This window comes from Pseudomonas sp. URIL14HWK12:I6 (assembly GCF_000514195.1).
Lineage (GTDB): Bacteria > Pseudomonadota > Gammaproteobacteria > Pseudomonadales > Pseudomonadaceae > Aquipseudomonas > Aquipseudomonas putida_A.
In genome coordinates this window covers 217,741-243,054 of record NZ_AZVL01000005.1, presented here as the reverse complement: position 1 = coordinate 243,054, position 25,314 = coordinate 217,741, and the positions used below count along the sequence as shown (strand labels likewise).

At 52.6% G+C, this 25,314-nt stretch carries 21 protein-coding genes; 15 read left to right on the top strand and 6 right to left on the bottom strand.

Features of this window, described 5'->3' with window-relative positions:
- Positions 1-276: 276 nt before the first annotated feature.
- Both H043_RS29105 and H043_RS0111135 read right to left on the bottom strand, forming a co-directional pair.
- The gene (locus H043_RS29105; RefSeq protein ID WP_049827863.1) at positions 277-1,923 is read right to left on the bottom strand and encodes a hypothetical protein; all 1,647 of its coding nucleotides are present in this window, start codon (positions 1,921-1,923) and stop codon (positions 277-279) included.
- 292 nt (positions 1,924-2,215) lie between these two features.
- A complete protein-coding gene (locus tag H043_RS0111135; RefSeq protein ID WP_027611928.1) occupies positions 2,216-6,802 on the bottom strand; it encodes a hypothetical protein in 4,587 nt (1,528 codons plus the stop codon).
- Between the two features lie 369 nt (positions 6,803-7,171).
- Between H043_RS0111135 and H043_RS29740 the strand changes: the two genes are divergently transcribed.
- Together H043_RS29740 and H043_RS0111130 are read left to right on the top strand one after the other, a co-directional pair.
- Positions 7,172-7,837 carry a uracil-DNA glycosylase family protein gene (locus tag H043_RS29740; RefSeq protein ID WP_177325622.1) on the top strand — a complete coding sequence of 222 codons (666 nt, stop codon included), beginning with the start codon at positions 7,172-7,174 and terminating at the stop codon, positions 7,835-7,837.
- A 192-nt stretch (positions 7,838-8,029) separates the two neighbouring features.
- Positions 8,030-9,319, top strand: a complete 1,290-nt coding sequence (locus H043_RS0111130; protein WP_027611927.1) for a hypothetical protein — start codon at positions 8,030-8,032, stop codon at positions 9,317-9,319.
- Positions 9,320-9,743: 424 nt separating this feature from the next.
- Here the strand turns inward: H043_RS0111130 and H043_RS0111125 are convergent, their stop codons facing one another.
- Positions 9,744-10,739 (bottom strand): hypothetical protein, encoded by a 996-nt coding sequence (locus tag H043_RS0111125; RefSeq protein ID WP_027611926.1) that lies wholly within the window; start codon positions 10,737-10,739, stop codon positions 9,744-9,746.
- Positions 10,740-11,480: 741 nt separating this feature from the next.
- Between H043_RS0111125 and H043_RS0111115 the strand changes: the two genes are divergently transcribed.
- Together H043_RS0111115 and H043_RS30255 are read left to right on the top strand one after the other, a co-directional pair.
- A complete protein-coding gene (locus H043_RS0111115; protein ID WP_027611924.1) occupies positions 11,481-11,951 on the top strand; it encodes a hypothetical protein in 471 nt (156 codons plus the stop codon).
- A 121-nt stretch (positions 11,952-12,072) separates the two neighbouring features.
- Complete coding sequence (locus H043_RS30255) at positions 12,073-12,642, top strand: hypothetical protein (protein WP_155953487.1); 570 nt, start codon at positions 12,073-12,075, stop codon at positions 12,640-12,642.
- A gap of 30 nt (positions 12,643-12,672) precedes the next feature.
- On the opposite strand, the gene H043_RS0111100 is transcribed toward H043_RS30255, so the two are convergent.
- The gene (locus H043_RS0111100; protein WP_027611921.1) at positions 12,673-13,014 is read right to left on the bottom strand and encodes a hypothetical protein; all 342 of its coding nucleotides are present in this window, start codon (positions 13,012-13,014) and stop codon (positions 12,673-12,675) included.
- A 389-nt stretch (positions 13,015-13,403) separates the two neighbouring features.
- Between H043_RS0111100 and H043_RS29735 the strand changes: the two genes are divergently transcribed.
- From H043_RS29735 to H043_RS0111080, 6 genes are all read left to right on the top strand, one after another.
- The gene (locus H043_RS29735; protein WP_177325621.1) at positions 13,404-13,994 is read left to right on the top strand and encodes a papain-like cysteine protease family protein; all 591 of its coding nucleotides are present in this window, start codon (positions 13,404-13,406) and stop codon (positions 13,992-13,994) included.
- A gap of 18 nt (positions 13,995-14,012) precedes the next feature.
- Positions 14,013-14,594 (top strand): hypothetical protein, encoded by a 582-nt coding sequence (locus tag H043_RS30250; RefSeq protein WP_155953485.1) that lies wholly within the window; start codon positions 14,013-14,015, stop codon positions 14,592-14,594.
- A 34-nt stretch (positions 14,595-14,628) separates the two neighbouring features.
- On the top strand, positions 14,629-15,636 hold the full coding sequence (locus H043_RS0111095; protein ID WP_027611920.1) for a hypothetical protein: 1,008 nt from the start codon (positions 14,629-14,631) through the stop codon (positions 15,634-15,636).
- Between the two features lie 69 nt (positions 15,637-15,705).
- The gene (locus H043_RS0111090; protein WP_081730216.1) at positions 15,706-17,022 is read left to right on the top strand and encodes a Shedu anti-phage system protein SduA domain-containing protein; all 1,317 of its coding nucleotides are present in this window, start codon (positions 15,706-15,708) and stop codon (positions 17,020-17,022) included.
- A gap of 155 nt (positions 17,023-17,177) precedes the next feature.
- Complete coding sequence (locus H043_RS30675) at positions 17,178-18,158, top strand: lipoprotein (protein ID WP_027611918.1); 981 nt, start codon at positions 17,178-17,180, stop codon at positions 18,156-18,158.
- Positions 18,159-18,422: 264 nt separating this feature from the next.
- Entirely contained in the window at positions 18,423-19,304 is an 882-nt protein-coding gene (locus H043_RS0111080; protein ID WP_027611917.1) for a patatin-like phospholipase family protein, read from the top strand.
- Between the two features lie 276 nt (positions 19,305-19,580).
- Here H043_RS0111080 and H043_RS0111075 read toward each other — a convergent pair whose 3' ends face one another.
- Complete coding sequence (locus H043_RS0111075) at positions 19,581-19,946, bottom strand: histone-like nucleoid-structuring protein, MvaT/MvaU family (protein ID WP_027611916.1); 366 nt, start codon at positions 19,944-19,946, stop codon at positions 19,581-19,583.
- A 166-nt stretch (positions 19,947-20,112) separates the two neighbouring features.
- On the opposite strand from H043_RS0111075, the gene H043_RS0111070 reads away from it, so the two are divergent.
- Positions 20,113-22,437 (top strand): type I restriction enzyme HsdR N-terminal domain-containing protein, encoded by a 2,325-nt coding sequence (locus H043_RS0111070; RefSeq protein ID WP_027611915.1) that lies wholly within the window; start codon positions 20,113-20,115, stop codon positions 22,435-22,437.
- Between the two features lie 403 nt (positions 22,438-22,840).
- Here H043_RS0111070 and H043_RS0111065 read toward each other — a convergent pair whose 3' ends face one another.
- Complete coding sequence (locus H043_RS0111065) at positions 22,841-23,149, bottom strand: helix-turn-helix domain-containing protein (RefSeq protein WP_027611914.1); 309 nt, start codon at positions 23,147-23,149, stop codon at positions 22,841-22,843.
- A gap of 130 nt (positions 23,150-23,279) precedes the next feature.
- Between H043_RS0111065 and H043_RS0111060 the strand changes: the two genes are divergently transcribed.
- The 4 genes from H043_RS0111060 to H043_RS30955 all read left to right on the top strand — a co-directional run bounded on the left by H043_RS0111060 (position 23,280) and on the right by H043_RS30955 (position 25,198).
- Positions 23,280-23,798 (top strand): hypothetical protein, encoded by a 519-nt coding sequence (locus H043_RS0111060; RefSeq protein WP_027611913.1) that lies wholly within the window; start codon positions 23,280-23,282, stop codon positions 23,796-23,798.
- 33 nt (positions 23,799-23,831) lie between these two features.
- Positions 23,832-24,023: an MbcA/ParS/Xre antitoxin family protein gene (locus tag H043_RS0111055; protein ID WP_027611912.1), complete on the top strand. Its 192-nt coding sequence runs from the start codon at positions 23,832-23,834 to the stop codon at positions 24,021-24,023.
- A 646-nt stretch (positions 24,024-24,669) separates the two neighbouring features.
- On the top strand, positions 24,670-24,786 hold the full coding sequence (locus H043_RS31010) for a hypothetical protein (protein ID WP_368681401.1): 117 nt from the start codon (positions 24,670-24,672) through the stop codon (positions 24,784-24,786).
- Positions 24,773-25,198, top strand: a complete 426-nt coding sequence (locus tag H043_RS30955; RefSeq protein WP_027611911.1) for a hypothetical protein — start codon at positions 24,773-24,775, stop codon at positions 25,196-25,198. Before H043_RS31010 ends, H043_RS30955 begins: the two co-directional genes overlap by 14 nt.
- Positions 25,199-25,314 lie beyond the last annotated feature (116 nt).

Here is a 25,314-nt window from a genome sequence, read left to right as displayed (position 1 = left end):
TGACATTATTATGATTTGGACGCCTTAGAATTAAAATTGACTCATCACAGTGCTCAGATTAAATATCTCAGGGTCGCTCCAAGGTCTTCGTTGGTCGCTCATCACTGATCCCCAAACGATCTGCTGTCATTAGTTGTTCGCCTAGAGTGAATCCGCTCTTAAGTCCATTCTCATCTAAATTCAAGGTGTGATCAACAGGATGACCAGGCTATGCTCCGTGCTCCCGGGTCGAACGAAACATAAATGCAGCTATCTCAACCGCTGACATTTGACTACCTAAAAGCCAAAGCGATACCACTTGGTGGTCGGTATGCTCATCGGAGTCTCTTCTGCAGAGCCCGTTGCTAGTTCAACCACAACGGCCGGTGGCTCACCCAGCTCCGCTGCTGCACGAAGCGTGGCGATGAGCGTGCGGATGGCATCTTCTTTCTCAAATTGTTGGAGCTCCGAAACGAACTCGGCTTCCGCTGTGAAGATATCTTCGGCAGATGGGAGGCAAACCTGGGCTCGCTGTCGCACCAACGACGCACAGAGAGGCTCAAACGTGTCGTAGACAAGCGTCTGCTTCTCTTGGGACTTGTACATATCTCTAAGAAATGCGGGGTTTATTTTTGCGCACACACCCTCGCTGAATTTGATGATTTCCTCTTCCGTCAGCAAGAAGTCGATAGCCAAGGGTTCAAGAAGGTCGGGGAGCATATCGACCATTTCCTTGGCATCATCGACAACGAGGAAATCCATGAGCACCTTCGAGAGCGAACTCGCACCAATGCCGGCGCCGAGTCCGCCGAGTACACCGCCGACTGCTGCTCCGACAGCAGTACCTGGGCCAGGGAAAATCATCGTGCCGAGAGCGGCTCCTCCGGCCGCACCGCCGGCCGCACCCGCAATCCCGCCAGCTACGCCAGAAGCGTTGACCACCAGGTTTTTACTCACCTGCGCCCATGAGACATTTTTGGAGACGGCAGCTCGGTACACGTCAGGAGAGGTCATCACCAGAGTGACGATAGCCCCCGAGACGACGTTAGTCCGCAACGCTTTCGCCGCGTAATTGCGCGCTGCCATCTCCTTCATCACTTGGCCGTTCATGGCTGACGCATACCGGACGATGAATCGCTTGCCTATCTCTGTCTTGAAGGCCGCATCGATGGCATCTTTTGCGACTACCTTCCCTACTCCACCCACGAGTCTTGTCCGAAGTAGCTGTGCAGTGATTACGCCGGAGAGCATTGAGACACCACCGATCTTCAAGCCCACAACCAAGGACGATCTCAATGCTGCTTTGGTTTCCACACCTTGCGCCCTGAGCGTCACGAAAGTGATTGCAAAGGACAGGGAGAATGCAAATGTCGTCGAAACAGCGCGCGATTTGATGTCATAGACGATGCTGTCGATATTGCCGGCTTTGGCGATGTTCAGGGCCTGCCGATAGGTAATCGAACCTTCCTTAACCAATTCTTCCGCACGCCCGGGATCAGTTACACCAGGTACCTGACCTTCCTGAATGCGTTGGCGCATGACCTCCACGGCTTCTTTGTACTGGTCTTTGGGAACTTCGATTACTTGATCTGGATAGCGGTATTGCCCATTCTCGAAAGCAGCATCGATAGATGCTTTAGCGCTCTGATAGTACTTTGTCTGAATCTGAACGCCGTCAACGATGCGATCAGCCCCGTTCAGCTCCCGCGTCTTGCCCGTGAGTTCGACCTTCCGACCGTGCAGGAAATCGTTGAGGGCGTTGGCGTCTTCGGCCGCATAGCCGTGGCCGGTGTTTTTCGTACGATAGTGATTGATGTTGCTCTGTTCGATGCCTTCTGAAACAACCGGGGCCGTCAGGTTGTTCAAATCGATTTTCGCCCTCCGCTTCCTTGCCAGTTCGTCGATGGTGCTGGATTGATACTCATAAGTTGCCAGCTCGGACATTCCAATTTCCTAAGTCGAGACGGGATGGCCATTTGATACCATCAATCGAGTTCCGCAGGCAAATCAGTTAACCGCAGGGTCGATAGTAAAAGCTCGACGACGAACCCGAGGGACTGTCAGCCGTCCGTTTAAAGTCTTGTCTTCAACCCTTTGCAACGCACAGAAATCGGCCAGAAGTAGACATAGAGGTGATATTTCTTGGGGTAGCGTTGCGCTCTCATATCGGCCACTCGCAAAGTCAGTACCTCCTGCCGAAATCGGCATTGCTATCCTTCTCCGCCTTCTCTCTTCATTATTCGGTACTCAACATTACCGACACGGGAGCTTTTTCACCGAACAGCTTCTCTTGCCGCTTTTTCTGGACCTTGATTGCCCTATTGCTGATCTCCCGACTAATCGTTGGCATAAACGCCGTGAAGATGGCTGATGGTGTTCCCAGAGCTTTGGACCATATGTCAAAACGGCCATCGACGATCTTCATAAACAGAACGGACGCCCTCCAGAAATCCTTCTGCTGTTGGGCATTTATCATCTTCGTATACCAAGTCTTCGCCCAAACATTTCTTGCATACGAATCGCTCGCGGCTGCGTGAGCCGCACCAATGAAGCCTTTGGCGCCTTCGAAGCGGGACAGAACCGCCTCAGCGTGGACGCTATTGTCGCAAAATCCTGCAATCATGAGGGCAAGCGCTATCTCATACGGCCGGCCCGTAGCGAGAAGTTCATCAATGTATGTCTGTAGAATTGCTACTTTTCCGCAGAGATGAGCCGCGATGACCTCACGCGCGATATCGCTGTCGCTTTGCGGTGTTCGTAGACGCCTTATACAGATGTCCACCATCGCCGGGTTGGCAGTGTTGCTCCAGAGAATGATGGTCTCTATAGGGATTTTTGCCGCGCCGGTAACACGACGTATAGTTGGGTCCAATGCCAAAATGCGGGTAATGAATTCAGGTGCTAAAAGATTGCCCTTGGCGGCGAGCGCGATCGCCACCTGTAGCGCTACGTGGTGAAGATGACGTAGCTGTCGATCAGAAGCGACAACCAACATCTTGAGCCATCGCTGGTCGCGATCAGCATCCCGTCCGATGATCGATTTGATACCGTCGAACGTGAGATCGCAAAGTATTAAGTCTGCCTCTACAGCCGTGACCTCAGCGGCGAAACGCTCATAGGCGTCGGCCATGCGGCGTTGGCGTTCGTCAAATTGCTCTTCCGTTTCCGAAAGCCTATTCATTTGGGACGCGAAGTCGGTTTCCGACGGGGTCCGCTCCGTTAATGAAATCAGAGGAGGAGCAGGATCGGACGCTTTCGGCACCCCAGTCTCGATCTCCGGCAGTTCGACATCACCTTCATAGTCCAACGCCTTAACAAGAGCTGCTTCGACGCGTGTGGCGATGGCCTCATTCTGTTCGGCAGGTAACGTTTCGGCAGCGAACCCGTAGTGGGACAGATTCATTCGATCAAGCGCGGGTCCTGTCTCTATCAGGTCTGCTTGCAGCGCTTTCAATATCGCAGTGGACCCATGCCAGTCCTCAAAACTGCTATCACGTTTGTTCAGCTTTTCCGCACGCCATCCACTATCTATGACTTGCCGTAGTAATGAAATGTCGCCGCTCGATGCGGCGAGAGCAAGCGCTTCGTGCCGGACATTTTTGTGAGGAGATCGGATGAAGCCTTCGACAATAACGGCGGCGCGCGGTGTCAGCGGCGATTTAGAATAGTGGATTGTGGCAAGAACTGCTGTCTGCGCATGCTCGTTTCCACTCTGAAGAACACCCTCCAATACCTGTTCCACCTTTTCCGATTTAGTACTTCGCACGCATGGGAGCAGCTCCAGCAGGAAAGTATCGCCCTGCATTTTTGCGATCGCTTCGAACTGCTCGTCGGCGGTGAAATGCGGCAATGCGATGAACACGGAAAACTGTGCCGTAAGGAACTTATCCCGAGCGTCTTTACGCGAAGCGTTGCAAACTAGACCGCTTGAAAGGAAACGTTGGGCAAGATCTTTTGTGAGGGTCGCGCTATGCCGTATAAGGACTAATACCCCCTGGAGCCGCGCATGCCCACTGCGGCCGAGCACTTCGCTCGCGAGTGCCCGGTGAGCGTGTATCGCGTCATCAGGTACAAAGCGCGCGACACTGGCGCGCGCGCCGCGGAAGAAATGGTCCTCCTGGGCCATGCCCCGGCTCATGGCAATCTTTCCTGGGTCAATCTTTCGATAGTTTTGGGCAGTCGCGATAACGTTCTCTGGTTCAACGGTGCCGGGATTGCAGGGATCAACAGCGCAGTAATCTTCTTTAATGGACCAGCCTTCAAAGCGTTCTTGATCGCGTGTGAGCTCACTGCGAATGTGTGCCCCCTCTTTTGCGTCGCCGACATCCCCGGTACCGTACAGCATGCCAAGGCGCGTCCACATTCCCACGCTGGACGAGCGCTCCGCGGGCAGCGCTTCCAGTTCCTTCAGGATTGCTGATCGAGTCTCCTGCCAATCAGAGCGGTTGTAGTGTAGAACCTGCTCGAATTCTGCATAGGGCACCGAGGTTGATGAGTTGAGCGCGGCAGAAAACCGCCAACGGACAAGGTAAGTTGCGATTTTTTCTAACGGCATGCCAGCTAGAAGATAGAGAGCAAAGCGGCCTATGCCATCGAACTTAGGCTGCGTAGCGGCCAAGAGGTTCGTCGTAATGAAGGATCGTTCGGCCTCGGTGAGACCAGCCTCACGTTCTTGAATGCTGGCCAAGATCCTAGTGCGCTCTTCATCAACCTGGGAAACAGATTCACGCCCCAACGTCCAGCGCATCCCACGTTCTGGCGCGAGCGAGTAGAAGGACAGCCACCGCTTCGTCGATTCGAAAATTTGCTGCCAAACACCCGACTCGTTGCGTCGTTTGAGCAGTGCGTAAAGCAACCACTCTTTGCTGGCGATGTGCTCTTGAGACAGATATACATTTTCAGCGGCTTGCAGAAAGGCGAGCAGAGCCGATTTTGCTAGCACGGCGAAGGCGTCGGCCTGGCTGTTCGGAAGATTCTGCAGCGAGACGAATTTTTCGATCAGCGCGGAGCGTATCTCGGGGCTCGTTTCATCTTCAAGGCAAGCGATCTGCGTTGCGAGCAAGACAACCTTTGCCGTTTCATCAAGTGCGCTGATCGGTTCCAGTATTGTCGCAAGCTTTTCTCGCGGGTCACGGTCGTTGCGCAACTCGCGTTCGAGTTGGCCGACGAGGTAGAGCGCGAGTGCCAGATTTAGACCATCGAGTTTTATTTCATATTGTGAAGCACTTCCTTTCACTGAGGAGAAGAACCGGCTCGATGCAACAGCTTCGAGTTGGGCTTCTTGGACGGCATCGAACAGCCTAAGATCGTCAGTATCCTGCGCATTCGCTCGAGCCAATACCTTCGCCGCGAAAGCTTTCAAAAGGTCGGCGAATGCGGGCGCCGAAACTGTAGCCGCCCCGTGATGTTCCATCCTGCGCATATGCTCAAAGAGCAGCCGCCCGACGCTTAGTTCATCCAAAAGCTCGATGGCCTTGGCCTCTATCAGCTCGATCGCGATACCAAGAAGTCGGGGATTCCGAACGGATTCGAGAACCTCAATCCTGGTGCTGGAAAAGTCGATGCCGCGACTGCCCAATATCTGTTTCACGTCCTTGATGGACCACTCGGTGAGCGTGATTATCTTTACGCCACACGACAGCGTTTTTTTGAGATGCGCCCAGTGTTGAGTGCGGGTAGTGACCACCAAGCACCCGCCCAGCTCCTTCAAGCGTAGAGCGGCGCGATCGAGCCAGCGCCCCCAGTTCGACTTGAGCGGTTGGTTGAGCCCGTCCGCTATGAGGGTCACGCGGACGGAGCTTGCCGGGACGTTTGTGCTCCAGTATTTGAAACGGCGCTGCCAGCGCGCGATCAATTGCGGCGTAACATTTCCATCTGTCTGACGGATCAGTTTGCGGATTAGGAAGTCATCGAAGTTTTCTGCGTCATCTCTGGTCAAATCGTCGGCAGGACACAGGACGAGAAGTGATTTGGGATTGGACAAATTCCAGCTCTGGACAGCTAGCCAGGATTTGCCGACGCCCTCTTCGCCGACGATTGCGTATATTTCGCTCTCTGGAACTCCGGTGAATGCCCTTGTAAGAAGCGCTTGCTCGGGTCGGTCGAGCGCCAGGGGGGCGGACGGATCAAATGGAGAGAGGGGTTGGCCGAGCTCGGCGCGCGCCTGCACTTTGTTTGTGAACAACCGGCCCAGCCATTCTTGGTTGATCGTCTTAGCGTGATCCAACCCAACGTCTGTGGCGAGTGACTTTCTGAGTGCATTCACCCTCGAGGGATAATCCCCATGTTTTTCAAAGTAATCGATTGCGTTGATAGCGGATGTGATCAGACTCGCTCCAGGCCTGCCGGTGAGTCCCTGTTTGATAAACTCTTTTGATTTTGAACCTGCCACAACAGTGGCAATGAGAAGCGATCCTAGATCGTTATTTGACCAGTCCAATACTGCGATGCCGAAGCCGTTCTTGGCCGCAAATTTCCGCCCGTCTTCGACGGTTTGGGATGCAACCTCGCATGTTGCTCCGAGTATCCAGAGATCTACCAAACCGGCGTCGTCATTCGCAACGTCGAAAAGTTTTGTCGAAATATCATTCTTCGAGAGGCCTTCTTTGTAACGTTTGGCTTCGAAATACGTGGCGCCGCCATCAAATGCGGAATCGCCATCTCGTCCTCGTTGCGTACCTGACTTTGCGAGGCGGAAAGATTGTCCTGTGATCTCACCCAGGATGACTCCGAGTAACCCTTCAAATCCTTCTGGGCCTGAAGGGTCGAGGGCTAAAATGGCTTCCTTTAGAGCATTAGCGTGCATTTTGTCTGCTGTGTTCATACTGAAATGCCGCTTCCACAAGTGTTACAGCCAGTGGCAGTTAAGGGTTCCGTAGCGTTGTCAGGTGAACGCTTTGCATCGCCCCTTGAATAGGTTCGGAAGAATAAAGGTGTTGGCAGCAGAACGACAGCCTTCCCGCCCTGCCGCTCTAAAAGCAGCAAATGTCTTCCGCGTGATGACAGTAGCAGCATCCATTGCGCAGATTATCCAGAAGGTTCAGAAAACTGATTGATCCGTAAGCTAAGTTAAGATGTCACCGGTAGAGTTTGAAAAGCGCTACTCAGCGAGCTTGGAGAGTCTCTAGACAACCCGGGGCGATTTATCTCGCGGTGCGGTCTAATTCAGGCGTCAGAGATCAGGAGAGATTTAGTGACTCTTTCAACGTTGGAAAGCGAAATTCAAGCCTGCCGCAGATGTGCAAGAACTCTCTGCAAATTCGATGTTGAGCCGCGACCTATCTTTAGCGGTGGAGTTGGCTACCCCATCTTTTTGCTTGGCCAAGCCCCAGGCAAGACCGAGTACGAGAGACGGGCACCCTTTCAGGGGGATGCTGGCAAATCCATCAAAGCGCAGTTTGCGGCTTGCGGCCTTTTGAGCTTTGAACGCAGCGTCTATCAAACCTCCGTCACAAAGTGCTTTCCTGGTCGCCGCCCTAGAACATCAACAGACCGCATGCCGAGCGCGGTTGAAGTTAAAAATTGCCTGCCATTTCTGGAGCGCCAACTTGAACTTGTGAAGCCGAAACTGCTTGTCTGCCTCGGTGGCCTTTCATGGAAGGCGTTTCTATCAATACAGGAAGCCGCAGAACCTGGTTTCTGCTCGCGTGAAATCGGCATCTCCCGTCCGAGCGGTGTAAGAGTTCCGCACATGGTGGGACGCCGTTTCCAGTGGCATTCGACGCTTGTGTTACCCATGATTCATCCCGCAGGAAGTGCAAACGGAGCACGTTCGCAGTATCCAGATCACGATCGAGAGTCAAAGGCTCTCTTGGCTAGGTCGATCGCGGAATTGGGCCTGAGTGATCTTCACCCCTAATTAAAAGGACATGCCTCGGCAAGCTGGATCACGCCTTTCAATTGATAGCCCCGGCGATGTTGGAACTTCATCATCGGCGGGGCTGTGGGTGTTGGTGTGCGTGTGGGGTTCAATCCCATTGTCGTCATAAGTCTTGGGCTAGGCTGATGTGGTCCCTACTGAACTTGTCAATCACTCTCAAGAAGCTCATGCATGGAAGACATTCCAAACGCTTCAGCCACCACTGCTGATTCGTCGAAGGACACCATTACTCGGGAGTCTCTCTACGAACAGGCTTGGTCTACACCCATGACTAAAATAGCTGAGCGGTATGGCGTTTCCTCCAGTTACCTCGCACGCATTTTTACCAACCTTAATATACCCCGACCTCCGGTGGGATATTGGGCCCAAGTGGCTGCGGGGAAGCGTAAAACGCCGCCGGCCCTCCCTGATGCTCAACCAGGTGCGCTCGTTGCCTGGAGCAGGAATGGAGCGCCCGAGCAAATCTCCCGATCTATTCCAAAGGCCCCTGTAAAGAGCCGCGGTAAGCAGGCTGATCGTCTTGCACTACTTCCTTGTCGGCATCCGCTATTGATAGACATCGAGGAGCATTTTAAAAAAGCCCACGAAACAGATGAAGGCTACCTTCGTCCATCGAAACGCTCCATGGCGGACCTGATAGCAAGCCGCTCCGGAGTAAGCCATGCCGTCGACTTTACAAATCAGCTGTACTTGGCGCTGATGAAGAAGAGTCTCGCGGTCGCGCTATCTGATCCTACGACTCACATGGGACGGGAATCCGTGGACCATCGGGAGAAAGCATCAAATAGGTACGTCCACCCTGCCCTTTGGCAACCACAGCGCCCAACGGTGACTTATATCGGAACAGTTGTATTTGGTCTGTCCATCTATGAGATCAGCGAATACGTTCACGTGAAGCGGCCAGACAAGAAATACATCCGAATGACGTCGCTGCCCGTGAGTAAACGACGTTCCGATTTTCCAGATGGATGGATGATGAGCGCCGATATGCCAAGCGGCAGACTCTGCTTGCAGGTGTACTCCCCGTACTACGGTGTGGAGTGGGTTCAGCGCTGGATTGAAGACAAGCCTGGTAATTTGGTCGGCAAAATCCCGAGCATCATAAAGTCGCTGATCGCCGAGGCTCCGACGCTGGCTGCCAAGGTTGAGATCCAGCGAGTGCGGAACGAGCAGGAACGACAGCGGCACAAGTTAGAGATGGAAGAATGGAGGCGTAAGGAAGAGGAAAAGCGCCGGCTCAAGGCGATCCAGGATAGCCGCGATCGACTCGAATCTGTTATTGAGACGTGGGTGAAAGTGAACAGCATCCGGGCTTTTTTCGACGATATCGCCCAAAAAGCGGAGCTTCTCGAATCAGGAGAGCGGCAAGCTGTATTAGATCGCTTAGCCCAAGCGAAGGATCTGATCGGTGATTTCGACGCTCTCAAGCACTTTGAGGGTTGGGATCCACCGGGACTCTAGGCGTTTCCATCATTGGTTGGTACGTGAGAGTTTTGTGCCGTTCGCGCGTGAGAAATCTTCGAGATCCTTCCATGTTGATCGACTATTTTTCGACTCGAAATCTCTCATCACAAAGCACACCAGAGAAATCGGTTATACGCTCCACCTCCGAAGCCCCAGCGCCCCAGAATCACTTTGGTCTGGCCATTTGCAGATGGAGAAACCGGGGTATTGAGTCTAATTGCTACTTGCCCGCAATCTGTCCATACCATCTGGTTAGGATGCCATGCCTTTCACAAAGCGGTCTTGAAAGCGTCGATACCATACTTATCAAGGGCTGGAGCCGATGTATCACTGCCCGGCAAACCGCGGGAGTATTTCCCCGGAAAACCGGGCTGATTGCCCGCTCTTCGGGCAGCACGTGAGTTGTGGGACCGACCTCCAATCACGACGCGATGCGAATACCCGTCGCTCCATAGCGTTGCTTGAGATCTTGATCCACCTCTGCTACGAAGCGCTCGGGGCGCACGCCCAACAAAGTCGAAGTCAGCTGCTGCACGGCTTCAACATTCTTGGCTCTAAGCGCCTGAGTTTTGACCAGTTGCACCGTCAATACTAGGTTCGCTGGCTCCAAGAAATCGCAGATCAACTTTTGCTGAGCCCCGAACTCCCGCTCAATCACTGAAAGCGCACCAAGCTCGCGAATGATCGCCTCGGTTTCAAGCAGTTCAACCTTGGTTAGGCGCTTCTTGGTAGGAATTGCTTCGACTCGATGGAGAAAGGAATAAAGTTTTTCTTGGTAGCTTTGCGCATCCAAATCTAGCCAAAGTCCCAGGCCTTTAAGAAATCCACAAATGTGTGGATACCACCGGCGCTCAACGGCGTCCTTGCTTTTTGCTGTGTCGTCTTTCTTGGTGATCTGGTATTCCCACGTTATCTGGAGGGAGTTGCGACGCCAGCGCTCCACCAGAGTTTCAAAAACCGGCTCAGGAAAAGCTTCACGGATTCGGAATATTTGAGTCTCCAGGTGACGGAGTTGTTTCAGGGCGGTTTTGACACGTGTAATCAGTTCTGTTCGGTCCTTACGCCTTTCATTTATTTGGTGGGTGCGGATAGAAATACGCTCTGCGGAACCCAGCTCTAAAAGCGCTTTCCTGACCTGGTCGTCATCAAGACCTAGATGGTTGAAGGCGCAACAGTTGCCAATCAACACCCGTTGCCCGGTTATGCACTCCACCACAAATCCATGAGAGTGCTCTTGCCCGCAGCGGCTACCTTTTTTAAGAAACTGACATTGTGCTTCTGATTTGATCAAGTGATAGGAGCGTAAAGGACGGCTGTAGGTTTCTTTCGACAAAAGACAATCGAAATCAATAGCGAAAAGACTTTTGATTTCGTCGAGGTATCTGATTTCGTGAGTGGCTGTGATAGATGACGACATGGGCTACTCCACAATGCATGGGGCGAGGCTTGACCATCGAGGTATGATGTTATCGTCGCATCAGTGGTTATGCAACCAGCCTGTCTAAGCGTACAGTTAGTGTTTTACGGGGCTAGCTCCGAGGCTTCGGTCCCCAAAAGAGGGCTGCTCCAGATACGATTGTGCCTAGGCGGATCCGCCGAGCAGTGCCTTACGGTCAGCAGCGTTTTGCAGATGACAATCCTTACACACGGCTTGTAGTGTCGCGCTCTTAGAAGGAACTCGCCAGGCGCTGATGGCGTTCTTTGAAGGGTTTGTGGCGGCTGACGCCTACCACGAATTCCGCGATCTAGAGACCTACGTTGTCACCAGCGACGGTATACAGTTCAATCTATACATCGGTGCAGTGAAGTACGGCGGAAACCAATACCCACTCTTCTTCCTGCCTATCGAGGAACACCGGGGAGGAAAAAGGAGCGGGTTACAAGCTAAAGCTGCTCAACCAACTTTATACCAACCGCAAGGCGATCGACTTTGTTCTGCAGGAGCTAGCTGCTGGACTTGAGCGCGCGTGGGTTTCTCCGATCCCCGAACGAATCCATTACATCAAACCCGAGCAGTCCATATACGAAGAGGCACGCGTCCTGTTCCAGCGCGTAGCCAATGCTATGGACCTCGGCGGCAAGATCAGCCTCTCTTCCACTGATACCGACGCCTCGACAATTGCGGTCGGGCTGTCCAGTTCCTTTTCCCTCGCTGCGTATGAACGTTCTCCCGAATCCGATACTCCGTCTCGGCCAGCAAGCCCATAACTTCCGCAAACTGACTTCGAATCAGGCGGTGACCCAGATCGGGGCCTACGCCAAAGCAATGAAGGCAAATCAACCCCGGCTCGAAGAGGAGCGAAAAAATCGGTCGGAGAAACTAAAGGAACAGATCAAGCTGACTGTGGCGACATTAGGCGCCGTCGAAATGTCCAGCGTACAAGCAATGCTCAAAGACGAAACCGAACTCGCTGAGCTTGCCCCGTCAGTACTGGAAGTGTTGAAACGCGCCAGTGGAGCCAGTCTGATTTCAGAGCTCGAGAGCATCAGCGAGCACCTAACGGGGGTGGAACAGTATCTTCTTGAGGTCTTCTCGGAGGGAGACTTTAACCCACAAAGCCTTTGGAGTAGAACGCGAAGGGATGCATTACTGGCAGCCTTCACACAGGAACATTCTGACGCCCCATGAGATCTGTTCGAGTCGATGTCGCCCTCCCAACTGCGCACGCTTGGCGGACTTCTAGTCAACTATGGTCAACTGAAGATGCCTCTGTTCGGTTACCTGTTCCGTGGCGGACAGGTGCGCGAAGTTGAACGTCAGCTTAATGCCCTACCCATCAGCAGCCCCTTGCAGCTCAAGCAACGGCAGGCCGATGTTGTCCAACCTTGTAGAGGCGGCAAATAAGCTGCGATTAAAGCTTCAGAGCGAAGATCTAGAAGACGAATTCGAGGGTTGCTATCGGCTGCTTATCCGAGGAAAAACGCCAAAACTCAACGCAGGCAGTGCGGCAAAAGCCATGGCCATTCTGCGTCGTGTCGATACCAAAATCGTGGATGTACTGCTTGAGCAACCAAAGGATGATGCCCGTCTCTGGCCCCTGTCCGTTCGGTTCCTGCACGGCTGGCTGCGCACTCGGGAGGCCTTCGCATCGGCGCCACAGTATGATTATGCCGGCACCAAGACCCAGCTCGAGCGCCTCAATACCTCGGTCATGAACGCACATGTAGACAAGCGCCTACTGAGTTTCATGGAGAGTTGCCGCCAGACCGGCAACGAGAGACCAGCCTGTGCAATAGCACTTGGAGTTCATGTTTATGATTCCTGTGATCATCCACTGCACGCATCAAAAGACATGCGCGCAGCTAGTCCATTCCGCTAACGCGGAATGAGGCTCAATGTGGGACAGGAATCAGACGCGAGGCGGTCGCCATACCCCTGACGGGGTCTGTGCGGGTAGGGAGTCGCTGAAGAAAGAAAGCACTATGGGGCTGAATACGGTGACAGGAGGCTTGAAGATCGAAACTTGCAGCATGCCGCCCGACTTGCACTCCTGGCCCGGCTTGCAAGGTTTGCCGTGCTCGACAGGGCTTTTCATGTCGTTGCAGCAGTCCATGCCAATGTCGTCCATCATCGCCATGCCCATTGCCTTCATAGGGTAAGGTTCTGTCGGTGCCTGAACACCCGCCATTCCACTGAGGGGAAGCGTGAGGCTGATCAGAAAAATGAGGCAAAACCGGAGATAGCGTTTCATTGGCTGGAGTGTAGTCGCTGGAAATTGCTCTTACAATTAGACACATGGCATAAACGACCTGCCGAGAGGCCTTGCTCAGACGATAACACCGCACCTGAATTAAGTGAGCATTACAGGCATTCAATGTCGTTTACTCACCAGCTTGTTCAATTTCTTCCCGCCCCAGGCATCGATCAATCTAATTCATTTGGTGTATTGCCCTAGCGATCGCTCAAAGGTCTGCTAAAGCTATCTACAAGACAATAAGCTCCCCACGGTGTGAGGCCTGCGAATACAGATGCTCGTCAGCGGTCTCCCTCGGGCGATGGAGCCAGTGAAGGCCATACTGCCGAGGTAGCCACAACTGAGGTCGTGCTAATCATTTGAGCGAAATGCAGGAGGATACTGACATGTCGTTTCCGAGCTTCCTTGGCCCCCTGACGCCGCTATTTCAATTGATCTCCCCCGTGCCCCCTCTTGGAGAAAACTCCGTGGACGATGGCCCAATTGGGGGAGCAGGTGCTAATCAATTGGCCTTCTCCATGCAAGCGCAGCAAGAATCGAACTGGTGCTGGGCTGCAAACACTTCCAGCGTGTCGCTGTTCTTTGATTCATCCTCGCAGTGGACTCAATGCGCCGTTGCCTCCGCTTGCCTTGGGGAGAGTTGCTGTACCGCTCCAATGCCTTGTAATCAAGCATTCGTGCTTGATGTTCCGCTCAGCCAAACGAACAATTTGCAGGGCTCTGCAATCGCCGCGCCGGATTCGAGGACTGCCCTTCAAGAGCAAATCGACGGCGGCTCACCTGTGTGCTGCCATATCTCGTGGGCTGGTCAAGGAGGGCACTTCGTCACGGTGTCTGGATACGATTGGTCCACTGATGATGTCATCGTCGATGACCCGTTCTATGGGCCTGATCCTGCGCGGGTTCCGTACAACACATTCGTAAGCTCTTACCGGGGTGCTGGTTGCTGGGACTACTCTTATCACACCCACGCCTAAACCTTCTGGAGCACAGCCATGGCTATCAAGTCCCATCAAGGTCCGAGCAATGGTGCAATCGTCATGGCAGCTGCGCTAGCGGTGAGGATGCCATCGACGCCTGCCGCGCACTCACCGCTTGGAGACGCACCACACGTAGGCGGGCCTGTGCCCTTCTATCACCTCGCACTGGATCAATTGCCTTACGACAACGCGCTTGAAAACGCCACTAGAACTGGTTGGAGGTATCCAGTCATTGGCTCTATCAAGGCCGGGCTGGTTGATATTCGTGGGGACGAGGGAACGAACAGTGCATCGTTTGGTGGCCTGTCGTATGGGATCGTCGCAGAACGATTCATCCAAGCCTCTACTCTCGCCGAAGTGCAACTTGCCAACAGTACCGACGAATACGAACCACGCCTGCTTGACGTGCCCACGTTGAGCTTTCTTGCCTTGTGGCTCAGGTCTTCGGAAGGCGACTGGTTCATTCCTTTGCTCGATGGAGGGCCACCAAGCTCTGCTCCATTGAAAATGGTGCGCGAAGTTCTTCCTCAACTGAGAGCACGTGCAGCTAATCGCGCTATTGGGAGAAGCCCACCTCCGTCGAGTCCTACGAACTGAGTGAGATTGCCCAAATAAACATAGGAAGGAACCCATGAAAATTTTGCTCGCGAGCGTAAGTTCATTACTCCTTGCTGGGTGCGCGTCAACGCCCCCTCTCGTCTACAAGTACTACCCAGCTAAGGCCACTGCCCAGGTCACCGTCACGCAGACGATTGACTGTGATGCTGATAAGCACCTAGTCATCCAGAACACGCCCAGTATCTCGTCGACCTACACGAGTGATCGAGGTAGGCCATTCGAGTTCGACGCTTCCAAATTGGGAGGAGTGTTCACAGACAACGATTTGACCTTCGCTTGGTACGACGACGGAAGACTTAAATCTTTCAATTCTACGGTGACCGGCCAAGGCGAAGCGATAGTGAAGTCAGCGACGACACTTTTGCCGCTGATCATCGGCGGAGCGGCGGTTACAGACGACACTGTTGCGTGCAACGTCGTCGCATCGAGAGGAAGTGGCAAGCCCGTCACCATCGTCTACGAATGGGCGTTGGCTGACTTGACGAAGGCAGTGGCACCAACAGCTCCGACTGTCAGCGAGAACTACAAGGGCAGCCATGATGCACTGAAGAACGTTATTTCGTTTCCACTGCTCGAAGCAAGGGTTGATGTCGCGGCAACAGAGAGTCCGATTCTTGTGGAGCCGAGCGCCTCCACAGGCAATGCCGGCAACGAAGGGGTTCCGCTCACACTCGCCAGGACGACGGTGGCGACTATAAGCGTGACCAAGGGAAAGATCCCTATCGGCAAAAGCGCCGTTATCGTACCCACCTCACAAACCTACGCCCTGTACGCTCCTCACGGAGCACTCTTTGGCAAAGTGACGTTTTCCATACAACTTAACGAAGCCGGTGTGCCGACCCTTGTGTCTTACGGCAAAACGTCAAGCGCTGCTGCGGCCCTGAACTCCGCGAGCGCACTGGATTCAGCGCTATCGCCAAATGACGCAGCGCAGGCTAATGCACTCAAGGCGCAGGCAGATGTGATTGCGCAAACCACTCGGCTTGCCAACTGCCAGGCCAAGCCGTCGGAGTGCAAGTAGCGAGGTGAGCCACGTCCTTCGCCTCCTCCTTAAAATAAAATAAACAACAAAAGCAATCGGAATCTAATTATGCCTCAATTTGATGAGTTAACCCGAGATCTCATAAGTTTCGTAGGTGGAACGAAATTAGGGGGCATAAGGATATTTCATAATTTCCAGTGGGCTGAAAAATTTGAAAGAAGGACCTTTCGAAACGGTCTGAGGTTAGCTTCTTTAGTAAAGTCTGACTGTCCTGCTGGCTCAATCGCCTCGTTAATATTGTTATCGGGCCCCACGGTCAGCGAGGGAATAATTAGCGAGCCACCAAACTATGCTCTTGTTATTAATATAGATTCTTATATGGTAAGGGCGACGCCGGATGCGGCAGCTGCTTACTTCACTCTTCGTCGAAGTGCTGATACCCGCTTAGAAATTACCAATGTTCTAGCCAGGGATAGCGCGCTTAGAGATGAGGTGGTAATAAATAATCTGACGGCTTCTTATGTAATGCAATGGATGGGCGCTAACTCATCAAGAATAGAGCAGATCAGAACGCTCTTGAGTCAAGCTGAGGTTCAAACTCCTGCCGAAAACTCTGCTGTAGCCGATCCCTCAATGATAATTGAGCTGTTAAATCGTCTTGATTCTATTCCGGAAACTTTAATCTCAACTATGTTGGCAGTGCTAACGCGCTTAGCAGTCGCTTCTACTGAACATCAAAACACTCTTTTGCAGCTTATTCTTGGGACCACTGAAGGTCGCAATATTGCCGCTATCGAACTGGGTGGACGCATAGCTGAGCGAATACAAGATATTCGAGATGCTCTCAGAGTCTATGAGGCCTTGATAAATAATCCAACCACCACCGAGACAGATACGCATGAATTTATTATAGAAAACCCATGGCTGTTAGGTTCCGATTATATAGCGACACGTCACGAGCAACCGCTTTCTAGAGGACGTGTGGATTGCTTTCTCGAGAAGTTTGACGGCCACCATGATCTTATGGAGCTGAAGTCTCCCAATCATCATATCGTATTGTCAACCAGTGAGGGGACGACAGCATCCTCCCCCACGCAATTCAGGCTAAGTCCTGAATTGTCGAATGCCATTGCTCAAGTAAACAGGTATCTATTTATACTAGATAGAGATAACCAGTTTCTTGTCAATGAATACGGAATGCAAAATACCAAACACCCTAAAGCTTTTATATTAATAGGGAAAAGCTCAAGTTGCTCTCAATCAGAAATAGAAACGTTACAGCAGCTAAATAAAAGCCTTCATCGCATTGAGATTCTTCCGTTCGATACACTGATAGTAAAATGTGATGCGATGCTCGCATACCTTGAGCGTACGATAGGGGCAATGGAACTGCAATCCGCAGAGTCTAGCGTTTATGAGGAATGATGGATTTACAAATAGATGATGTAACCGATCACCCCTTCTCTATTTGTGGCCATCTGTTGCGGCAGTCGGACATCGTCGACGCGAACTAGTTTCCTGTATAAGCAGGCGCTGCTGGCGCATGGCCGGCTCGATCGGCGTCATGGTAAGGAATCGTTATGCTCCAGAGAATAATATTCGGCATAGTGTTGGCCGTGCTTTTAGCCGGCTGCCAGAACCAGCAATACAAGACGTTGTGCAGACCACAGTACAATCAAACCAGCTGTGATATGAACAATCTGGATACGATGAGTTGCTCGGCCGCTAAGGCGACTGTTAAGTCCTGCTCCTGGTTTGTAGGTAATGAGGTTCGTGGTCTGATGACCAAGAAGGGTCAGCAGTTGGGGACCACCCAAAACAACTATATTCGCCCGGGCGCGGAAATCCTGACGTTGGGGAGCTACGGAATCGGTGGGTCACAGAGTTTTGCCTATGTAAAAGCCGACACCCCTGGTGCCTATGTGCAGTCTGCGGATGGTGCCCAACGATTAATGACTGACAGAGTCTCGCACTACCAGATGGCTGCCGACCGCTATGTAGCGGATGTCGTTAGCGGCACCATCGTAGCCTCAGATCGTGAAGTCCTGAAGGCCATTGCCGCGATCGTAGCTATGCGCGTACCGTTGACCAAAGCAGTTGATATGGGTAAGCCCATATTAGACTTCTACGCCGCCCTGCCCGTCCAGGACTTCGCGGCCCTTGCGAACCAGGTTGTTCTCAATACGAATGCCAGGGACCCTTACCTCCGCGCCGGCGCTGATTTGGCCATCCGGGAGAACAAGCAATACGAATCCAATAGGCCGTTAATTAGAGTTCAGGACGCATTGGCTCAGTTTGAGGCTCTGCGCACAGTAGCGATGGTCCCTTATGCCGACCAATTCGAAGTAATCAAAAAGCAAGCGGTCATTCTTGCCGCCCATGCGGCGCAAGCTGCCAAGCAGGCAAGAGCCCAGGACCGGGCCTATGAGAAACAATCTGAGTCAAGCGGCGGCTATCACGGTAGCGGGGGATGTTCCTGTGCAGGTGGCAATGTCTGTTACTGGCCCAGGGGCGGACGCTATTGCATAACCTCAGGCGGGAACAAGCGCTACGGCATCTAACCAACTCCAAATATTTAGGTGTGAGCAACCGGCGTGATGAGCACACTTCGGGAGGTGTTTCTTAAAACGGGTACCCCGTTTCGTTAGACCACTACCCCCTATGTGTTGCTCTCAGCTGCAGCCTTTCCCTCCGCCGTTTTTTTCAATCCCCCGGCTGCTTCAAACACCATCAGAAACGCCTGGCAAATGCAGAGGGCCCCTTGTAAATAGCGTTATTCCGTCAACTACACTGATGCAACGCATGACTGCGCAGAGGCTTCGAGCATGGTTACCAAAACTGCAATCGTATTCGCCGGCGGTGGCAGCCTAGGCGCTGTTCAGGTGGGCATGCTGCGGGCCCTGGTGGAGGCCAATGTTCGATTCGATATGGTGATTGGTGCTTCGGTGGGGGCCATCAACGGTGCCTATTTTGCCGCAAGGCCCGACGCTGGGGGCGTCGAGGCGCTCGCCGGTTTCTGGCGCGGCCTGAGCAAAGCGGACATCTTTCCCCTCTCCTGGCTCGATACCTGTAGAGGACTGATCAAACGGCGTGGTTTTTTGCTGCAGCCGGCCGCCTTGCACCGATTGCTGGGCCATGCATTGCCTATTCATCGAATTGAGGAGGCGGTGCTGCCCTTGCACGTCGTCACCACCGACCTGCTCAGTGGTGTCGAAACCGTTCTGTCCACTGGCGAACTCGAGCAGGCGTTACTCGCCAGCGCCGCCATCCCGCTGGTGTTCCCCTGCGTAAAAATCGCCGATCAGTTCCTGGTTGACGGCGGCGTGTCAAGCAACACACCTATTTCGACTGCCGTAGCCCTGGGCGCCACCAACGTCGTGGTCATCCCCACCGGCGTGAGTTGCGCCCTCACGCAACCGCCTCGAGGCCTGGTGGCATTAGCCCTGCACACCGTCAATCTGATGAGCATGCGCCAACTGGTGAGCGACATCGAACACTTCCGCACACTCACCAGCCTGCACATCGTCCCGCCCTTGTGCCCCGTGGATGTCTCGGTGTTCAACTTTGATCAGACCGAGTCGTTGCTGCAGCGCGCCTATGAGCAGACCCTCCGGTGGCTGGAGCGTGGGGGGCTCGAACGCACCAAGGTACCGGGTGCCCTGACCCTCCATTCACATGCCCATGATCATGAGTGTCCGCTGAAATAAACGGCACACTTGGGACTCGAACTCCCTGTGCATTGGTACTTATCTGGTTCGTCGAATTAATGCCGCCCCAATCAGGTGGTTGTCCGATGTGAGCTTGGATCGTTGTTTGAAATCAAACCGTAAAGCAATGGCTGTCATCCGCAAAAAAAACAGTGATTTGCCTGTGCCCTAAAGGTCGCCTTACTCCAGCATTTCGGACCACAAATCGCAAAAAACCAAAGAGAAACCGACAAAACAAAAAGGGCCTGATAGGCCCTTTTCGAACTCAACCAAAAATCACTGGGTCAGCCAGCTCTCAACAGTGTCGGAGCCGTATTTAGCTTTCCATTCCTTGAGAGTCTTGTGGTTACCACCTTTCGTTTCCACGAACTCGCCGCTATGCGGATTCTTGTAGATTTTTACTTGGCGAGGTTTGCGGCTCCCGGCTTTTGCTTCGGTAGTCGGTGCGCGACGACTCGCGTGTGGATCAAGCAGATTGATTACGTTTTTTTGGCTGAAACCGTATTCAGCCAACAAAGCACGCAGTTTGCTCTCAAACTCCATTTCTTTTTTCAGCTCGGAGTCATCCTTCATGAATTCCAGCTCTGCGAGCTGCTCGGCCAGTTGCTGTTCGAGCTTACGAAATTCTGCCAGACGAGACATACGTGATTCCTTGAAATTTTGGGGTGGTTGGAAACATGATAAATCGATTTCTCGCGTTCCGCTTGCCCACCCCTTAAGGCGATGCAAAGAGGCAATTATTGGATTGCTCCATTTTGAGCGTGAAAATAGTATGCGAGTCCCACTTTGGAAATGGAATTGAAGCTTGATGTCGAAAAAACCTCCGATGCCGCATTCAACCGAAGCTGATTTGGAGGCGTCTGTGCGGGCCGCAATCGAAAAAGCGTTTCCTTACACCGGTATCGAGATCCAGCTTCAAGTTCAGTTCAAATTTCAAATTGGAGGAACAAAGGTTGAGATTGACGGAGGTCAATCTTGGGCTAAAGCGGGGCGTGCCGATATTGTTCTCTTTCATAAGGGACGCCCGTTGGCAGTCTTGGAGCTGAAACGCAAAGGCCTTAGGCTGCAGGATGAGGACCGATTGCAAGGTCTTTCCTATGCGAAAATGCTTGATCCGATGGCTCCGCTGGTAGTGGTCACCAATGGAGAAATCACCAAGAAATACCGGACCTACGATGGACAGGAGTGGGACGCGGATAACAAGACTGCAGCCCAGCTCAACCAGTTAATTGACAATGTGTGCCTTCTGGCAACAGATGATCTTCGTAAGGCAGTGCAGACATTGATGGGCACAAGCTGCGACGTCTGGTCGGCATTGGTGAAGGCAAGTACTGCCGAGGCAATAAAATCGCTGACCGGTGAATTGCACGATGTCCATCTGCCGTTTGCCCGGGAATTTCTAATTCCACGTCAGGTGACCAAAATCACTATGGAGGCGATCAACAGGTCTTGTTTCGTCATTCTTGAAGGTGAGCCGCTGACCGGCAAAAGCAATGTACTCCGTGAGGTAATCACCGCTACCTCGAATACGACCTCTTTTGCAGCTTTGTACGTTGAAGACGGAGGACGGGGCTATTTTCAATACCTGGCCGATGCTTTGAGCCAAACCTTGGGGTGGTCGTTGACCGCGGATGAGGCTCGCGGCTGGCTACAACGTTTGCCGCCGGACCAAAACATGAAGCTGGTGATACTGATCGATCAATATCGGAGCGACAGCGAAAGCAGTAAGAGAGAGCTGGAGGACCTCGTCGGAATTGCTCATCGTGGGGGTTTTTCCGTTGTTGTGGCCATGGATGACGCAGTGGTTGATCGCACCCTTCAGTCACCCAACGCCAGAATGCAGTCACTTTTAGGAAGGCTGGGTGAGAGGATCGTGGTCGGTCCGCTGCACGATGAAGAGTTTGAAAACGCCATCGTTGCTGCCCGGCAGTTGGGGGTGACAATGATGGAGGGAAGCTTTCGTTCTGATGATTATCGACGACCATGGATTCTTCGGTCGGTGATCTGCAATGCCTTGAAAAAGCGCAACGGGACTACGCCCTACGCAGTGGAAGCTCCGCCATTACTCGGGATAGATTTTATAAATTACGTTCGTGAAGCGCACGCTACTACAGACATGAGATTTCATTTCCATGAGCTGGCGCGTGCGACGCTTGAGGATTATTTGAAGGTCGGCCGTTCGGACGCATTAGAACTAGAAGCTGCGAGAGTGTTTCTATTACGTAGAGAGGTCTTGGAGGAGCTCTCAAGTGAGTCAAGACAGTACTTGTCTGCTGGTGGGGCGATTCGCCTAGCCTTCCATAATGATCAGCCTGTCATTCGAATCGGCTTCTATGAAATGCTGGTAAGCGAGCTGTCTTCCGTCATTGCCATTCGACTTGGACCACAGATTGAGTCGGATGTCGATAGCGCCATGGAGTGGTTAATGAACGTAGCGGAAGTGCTACCCATGGGTGAGGTTATTACCGCGCGCGCCATGATCATGCTAATTGAGTCGGGTGCTGATCCAATACCACTATGCAGAGAACTCCTAGCACAGACGCCGGTCGTAGGCACTCGTTCGCCTCGTACTCGTTTTGCTATCAAAACCATCGATCTTCCTTGGGAAGAAGATGCCCTCAAGGACGGGGCCGAACAAGCCTATTACAGCGACAATATCTTGCCCTGGATTATGCTTTCCCATGTGCTAACTGCACATCCTTTGAGCAAGAAGGAAATTGGATTTTTTCCCCAGTTATTTCTTTTGATAGAAATAGCCAAGGCGGTAGTGGTATTGCGACGGCCAGGCAGTAGCCCAGCTTCCTACGAGTTGTTCTCAAATGAAATGAATGATGGAACGTTCGTTGCCGCCTGGAGCGTCGGTATCATAGAACCCGTAACGTTTGCGATATTCAAAACGTTCCGTTGCTACCCCGGATTGGGGGACGCGTGGATGACAGTGCTCGAAAGTATGGACTCGGTACATCTGCTAGTGCGCACCTATACCGTTTTGATCGAGTTGATACGCCTTGGCGGCCCACAAGGCCTATGGGCTCGCGTGACTGCAGACGATATAGTCGTTCCGTTGCTGTTGAATCATCCAAACTTCCCTAGCGCAGACGTCTCCGTGGTGATGATCGACATTGCTGACTGAAGGAGCCATGGCTACTAAGGAAGCTGCGAATCATTTCGCGGAAATCCGTTTTGCAGTGGATGAGAGCATCACGGTCCTCCATAGGGTGTGGCTCAGGAACGTCAAAAACCTTAGGAGTAATTGCATTCGATCAAGGTGAGCAATTCTTCATAGTGCGCGGTGTGCTCGATTCTCGTCAGGTAAGACTCACATCGGATATGGTGGTGCATCCCCGCGTATTAGTAATCGGAAAGCTCGCCAGGCTCGGCAAATCTCAGGCGGCCTGTGCTGGACTGCTCGGGTTTTCCTAGAAAAATTGCGGTAATAGAATGCGCGCCATTGAAGTCTTGGATGGCAGAAAATTGTGACATATCGACGCCCTTCCCGGCCCTCAATCTCGTAGGAAATGAATAGCACGAAGGCCTCATCCGCGGGTAGCTAGCCTCGCCGCCAACTCAATTACTTCCTTTTGTTCACCTTTCTTCAGCGAGTGAAAACATTGCAGCAAATAGGCTGTGTCGTCGTCTGCACAATAAAAATAGGCTAACGGCAGATTCAGCACCGACGCAATCTGCTGCACGGTGCTTTCCCCTGGTTGGTGAACACCTTTTTCGTACTGATTCATTCGGGCAGACGCTGAAGCCGGCTCAATACCAGCGTCTATGCCCAAACGCTCCTGTGAAAAACCTCTCGCCTTGCGCGCCTCTTTCAGACGTTTACTAAACGTGGACATTTTCTCTTGGCCCAAAGACTAAGAGAGTCTTAGATTTTGTTTGACCACTTACTAAGAGTTACTTAGGATTCTGTCGGTGACGTCGTTTTGATATCACACCCAACGTTTCACAAGGGAGAGGATCTTCTCAATGCAGGAAATGAAAATCGTCGATGGCCGGCTGAACGAAAAATCGAGAGGGTTGGGTGGCGATATGGTCAGCTACCACTATTGGAAAATAGACGGTAAGAAGCTGGAGTCTCTCGAAATTCCCGATGTCCTGGATGCGCACATCGATGTGGGCAAACCAATTCGAGCGACTTACCAACCTGGCAAAGATAACGTCAACAGGATTTGGGCCATACAAATTGAAGGTGAACCGATTCGCTCGGTTATCACGACACCCTTCGTCATCGTGTCCATGGGGCGGCTCAGTATCCTTCCCTTGATGGTCGGCATTTTTACTATCTTCATCGCCTACGGCTTTTGGCAAAGCAGTGTGCACCACGGCGGTTTTCATGGCTCCCTGTACCAAATGCTCTGGCTCGCATTGAATCTGTTCGTCGCCTACCGATACATGATTAAACCGATATTGATTATCAAACGGGGCATCACGGCTTTCCGTGCATATTGCGCTAGCACGCCGGCGGCTGAATCAGGAACGCGATAAAGAGAGCGTGAGCGCGATCCTTGAGGGGCAGGTATGAATATTACTGAGCGGATTCAGCATCAAGCCGAGCAAGTTTTTGGCAACAAAACCAAGGCGCAGAATTGGCTGAATCAGCCGAAAACAGAATTCGGAGGATTCACTCCATTGGAGCACGTCCATAGCGAAGCGGGATACTTACAGGTCAGAGCCGCGCTAGAGCGAATCAGCCATGGATACTCCCTTTGACCATGGATATTCCTGCGCCTATGTCCGCCGATCAAGAATGCTCATCTGTTGCCTCAGTCGTAACGACGGCTAAACGAAGCTCGGGCTGCACGTCGGGAGAAAATCGCCTGGATATACCGCCTTTGCTTGCATTGACACTTATACCCGCAGGCACGCCGGAATCCTCTGTCACCGCCGTAACATCGACATCAAAGGGTCTGGCCAGCTGTCCGAGTGGAGCCTCGTTCTTTCTTGCCTCGGTGAGGCAGGCTGTTTCGGATAGTGGAAAGTCCGCATCTGAAAATTTTAGCAGCTTAGATTGCGTTGGACATCTATAGGTGCTAGTTTTGCTCCTACCACGAGAAATCGAGGCATCTCCTGACATCACGCGTTATTTGATTACCCTGTGGTCCGCCCTGCGTTTCACGCCATACTTTTAGCAGGGCGGCTTTTTTAAAGATTGATGTGACGCAGTCGGTCTCTCAAAGAGACATCACAGCTCCTCTACAGAGAGGAAGAATCAGTGATCACCTCCTTCAACCAATCCCCGACATCAAGCGAAGTCAGCTTCTGATCTAAGCCATCAGGACAATGGGTATCGCTGCGTCAATTTTAACTGTGCGCCGGCGGTAGGCATTGGAACTGTCGACTGAGCCGTGGAGGCTTTATGGACACTGTCGACGGATTCATCCTGACACGACACTGGTGCGATATGCCTTCCGGCATCGTCGTGGACTTTTGGCTCGCCACTGATCAAAGGCGCAAAGCTCATGCGTCGTTCTGACGTTGTGTCAGTAAGTTTTGCGCCAGCAAAATATCAGAGCGACGTGGAGGCGGTGACATCCACAATGCCGGACGTCAGTGTCAAACAGCTTAATCCGTTGGACTTTTCCGGACGACCGATTCTAGGCATCTATTCCAAGCATTTCCGTCAGCAAGCGATTATTGAGAAAGCACTCAAAGCTCGGGGAGTGCCGGTGTATGAAGCCCGTGAGTACGTAAAACTGACCAAGGATGGCAGTTTTGATCGTCGCCTCGTCTACAAAAAACGCATTCGACGCAAGCTTACCGACTACGTGAAAAATGTGCCGCCTCAAGTGCGTGCAGCAAAGCTAGCCGATGAGATCAATCAAAAAGGATGGTCGGCCTATGAGGTACCAAAATGGGGGGTGGATCAGCTACGTGATGACGATTAATGGCCCTCAACCTGTGGAGCACGTCCTATCGTCGGTGGACTACGAACATTACATAGGCCATCAGCTAGCACCCATTGCCGACTCGATACTCTTGCCATTCAACTCAAATTTTTCGG

Bases quoted from the DNA above. Each gene is read 5' to 3' on its own strand.
- H043_RS31010 (WP_368681401.1), top strand. From the start codon at position 24,670: ATGGACACTGTCGACGGATTCATCCTGACACGACACTGGTGCGATATG.
- H043_RS0111135 (WP_027611928.1), bottom strand. From the start codon at position 6,802: ATGAACACAGCAGACAAAATGCACGCTAATGCTCTAAAGGAAGCCATT.
- H043_RS0111130 (WP_027611927.1), top strand. From the start codon at position 8,030: ATGGAAGACATTCCAAACGCTTCAGCCACCACTGCTGATTCGTCGAAG.
- H043_RS29105 (WP_049827863.1), bottom strand. From the start codon at position 1,923: ATGTCCGAGCTGGCAACTTATGAGTATCAATCCAGCACCATCGACGAA.
- H043_RS30955 (WP_027611911.1), top strand. From the start codon at position 24,773: ATGCGTCGTTCTGACGTTGTGTCAGTAAGTTTTGCGCCAGCAAAATAT.
- H043_RS0111075 (WP_027611916.1), bottom strand. From the start codon at position 19,946: ATGTCTCGTCTGGCAGAATTTCGTAAGCTCGAACAGCAACTGGCCGAG.
- H043_RS0111065 (WP_027611914.1), bottom strand. From the start codon at position 23,149: ATGTCCACGTTTAGTAAACGTCTGAAAGAGGCGCGCAAGGCGAGAGGT.
- H043_RS30675 (WP_027611918.1), top strand. From the start codon at position 17,178: ATGCTCCAGAGAATAATATTCGGCATAGTGTTGGCCGTGCTTTTAGCC.
- H043_RS29735 (WP_177325621.1), top strand. From the start codon at position 13,404: ATGTCGTTTCCGAGCTTCCTTGGCCCCCTGACGCCGCTATTTCAATTG.
- H043_RS0111100 (WP_027611921.1), bottom strand. From the start codon at position 13,014: ATGAAACGCTATCTCCGGTTTTGCCTCATTTTTCTGATCAGCCTCACG.
- H043_RS0111115 (WP_027611924.1), top strand. From the start codon at position 11,481: ATGAACGTTCTCCCGAATCCGATACTCCGTCTCGGCCAGCAAGCCCAT.
- H043_RS0111125 (WP_027611926.1), bottom strand. From the start codon at position 10,739: ATGTCGTCATCTATCACAGCCACTCACGAAATCAGATACCTCGACGAA.
- H043_RS0111090 (WP_081730216.1), top strand. From the start codon at position 15,706: ATGCCTCAATTTGATGAGTTAACCCGAGATCTCATAAGTTTCGTAGGT.
- H043_RS0111095 (WP_027611920.1), top strand. From the start codon at position 14,629: ATGAAAATTTTGCTCGCGAGCGTAAGTTCATTACTCCTTGCTGGGTGC.
- H043_RS0111070 (WP_027611915.1), top strand. From the start codon at position 20,113: ATGTCGAAAAAACCTCCGATGCCGCATTCAACCGAAGCTGATTTGGAG.
- H043_RS0111055 (WP_027611912.1), top strand. From the start codon at position 23,832: ATGAATATTACTGAGCGGATTCAGCATCAAGCCGAGCAAGTTTTTGGC.
- H043_RS30250 (WP_155953485.1), top strand. From the start codon at position 14,013: ATGGCTATCAAGTCCCATCAAGGTCCGAGCAATGGTGCAATCGTCATG.
- H043_RS0111060 (WP_027611913.1), top strand. From the start codon at position 23,280: ATGCAGGAAATGAAAATCGTCGATGGCCGGCTGAACGAAAAATCGAGA.
- H043_RS0111080 (WP_027611917.1), top strand. From the start codon at position 18,423: ATGGTTACCAAAACTGCAATCGTATTCGCCGGCGGTGGCAGCCTAGGC.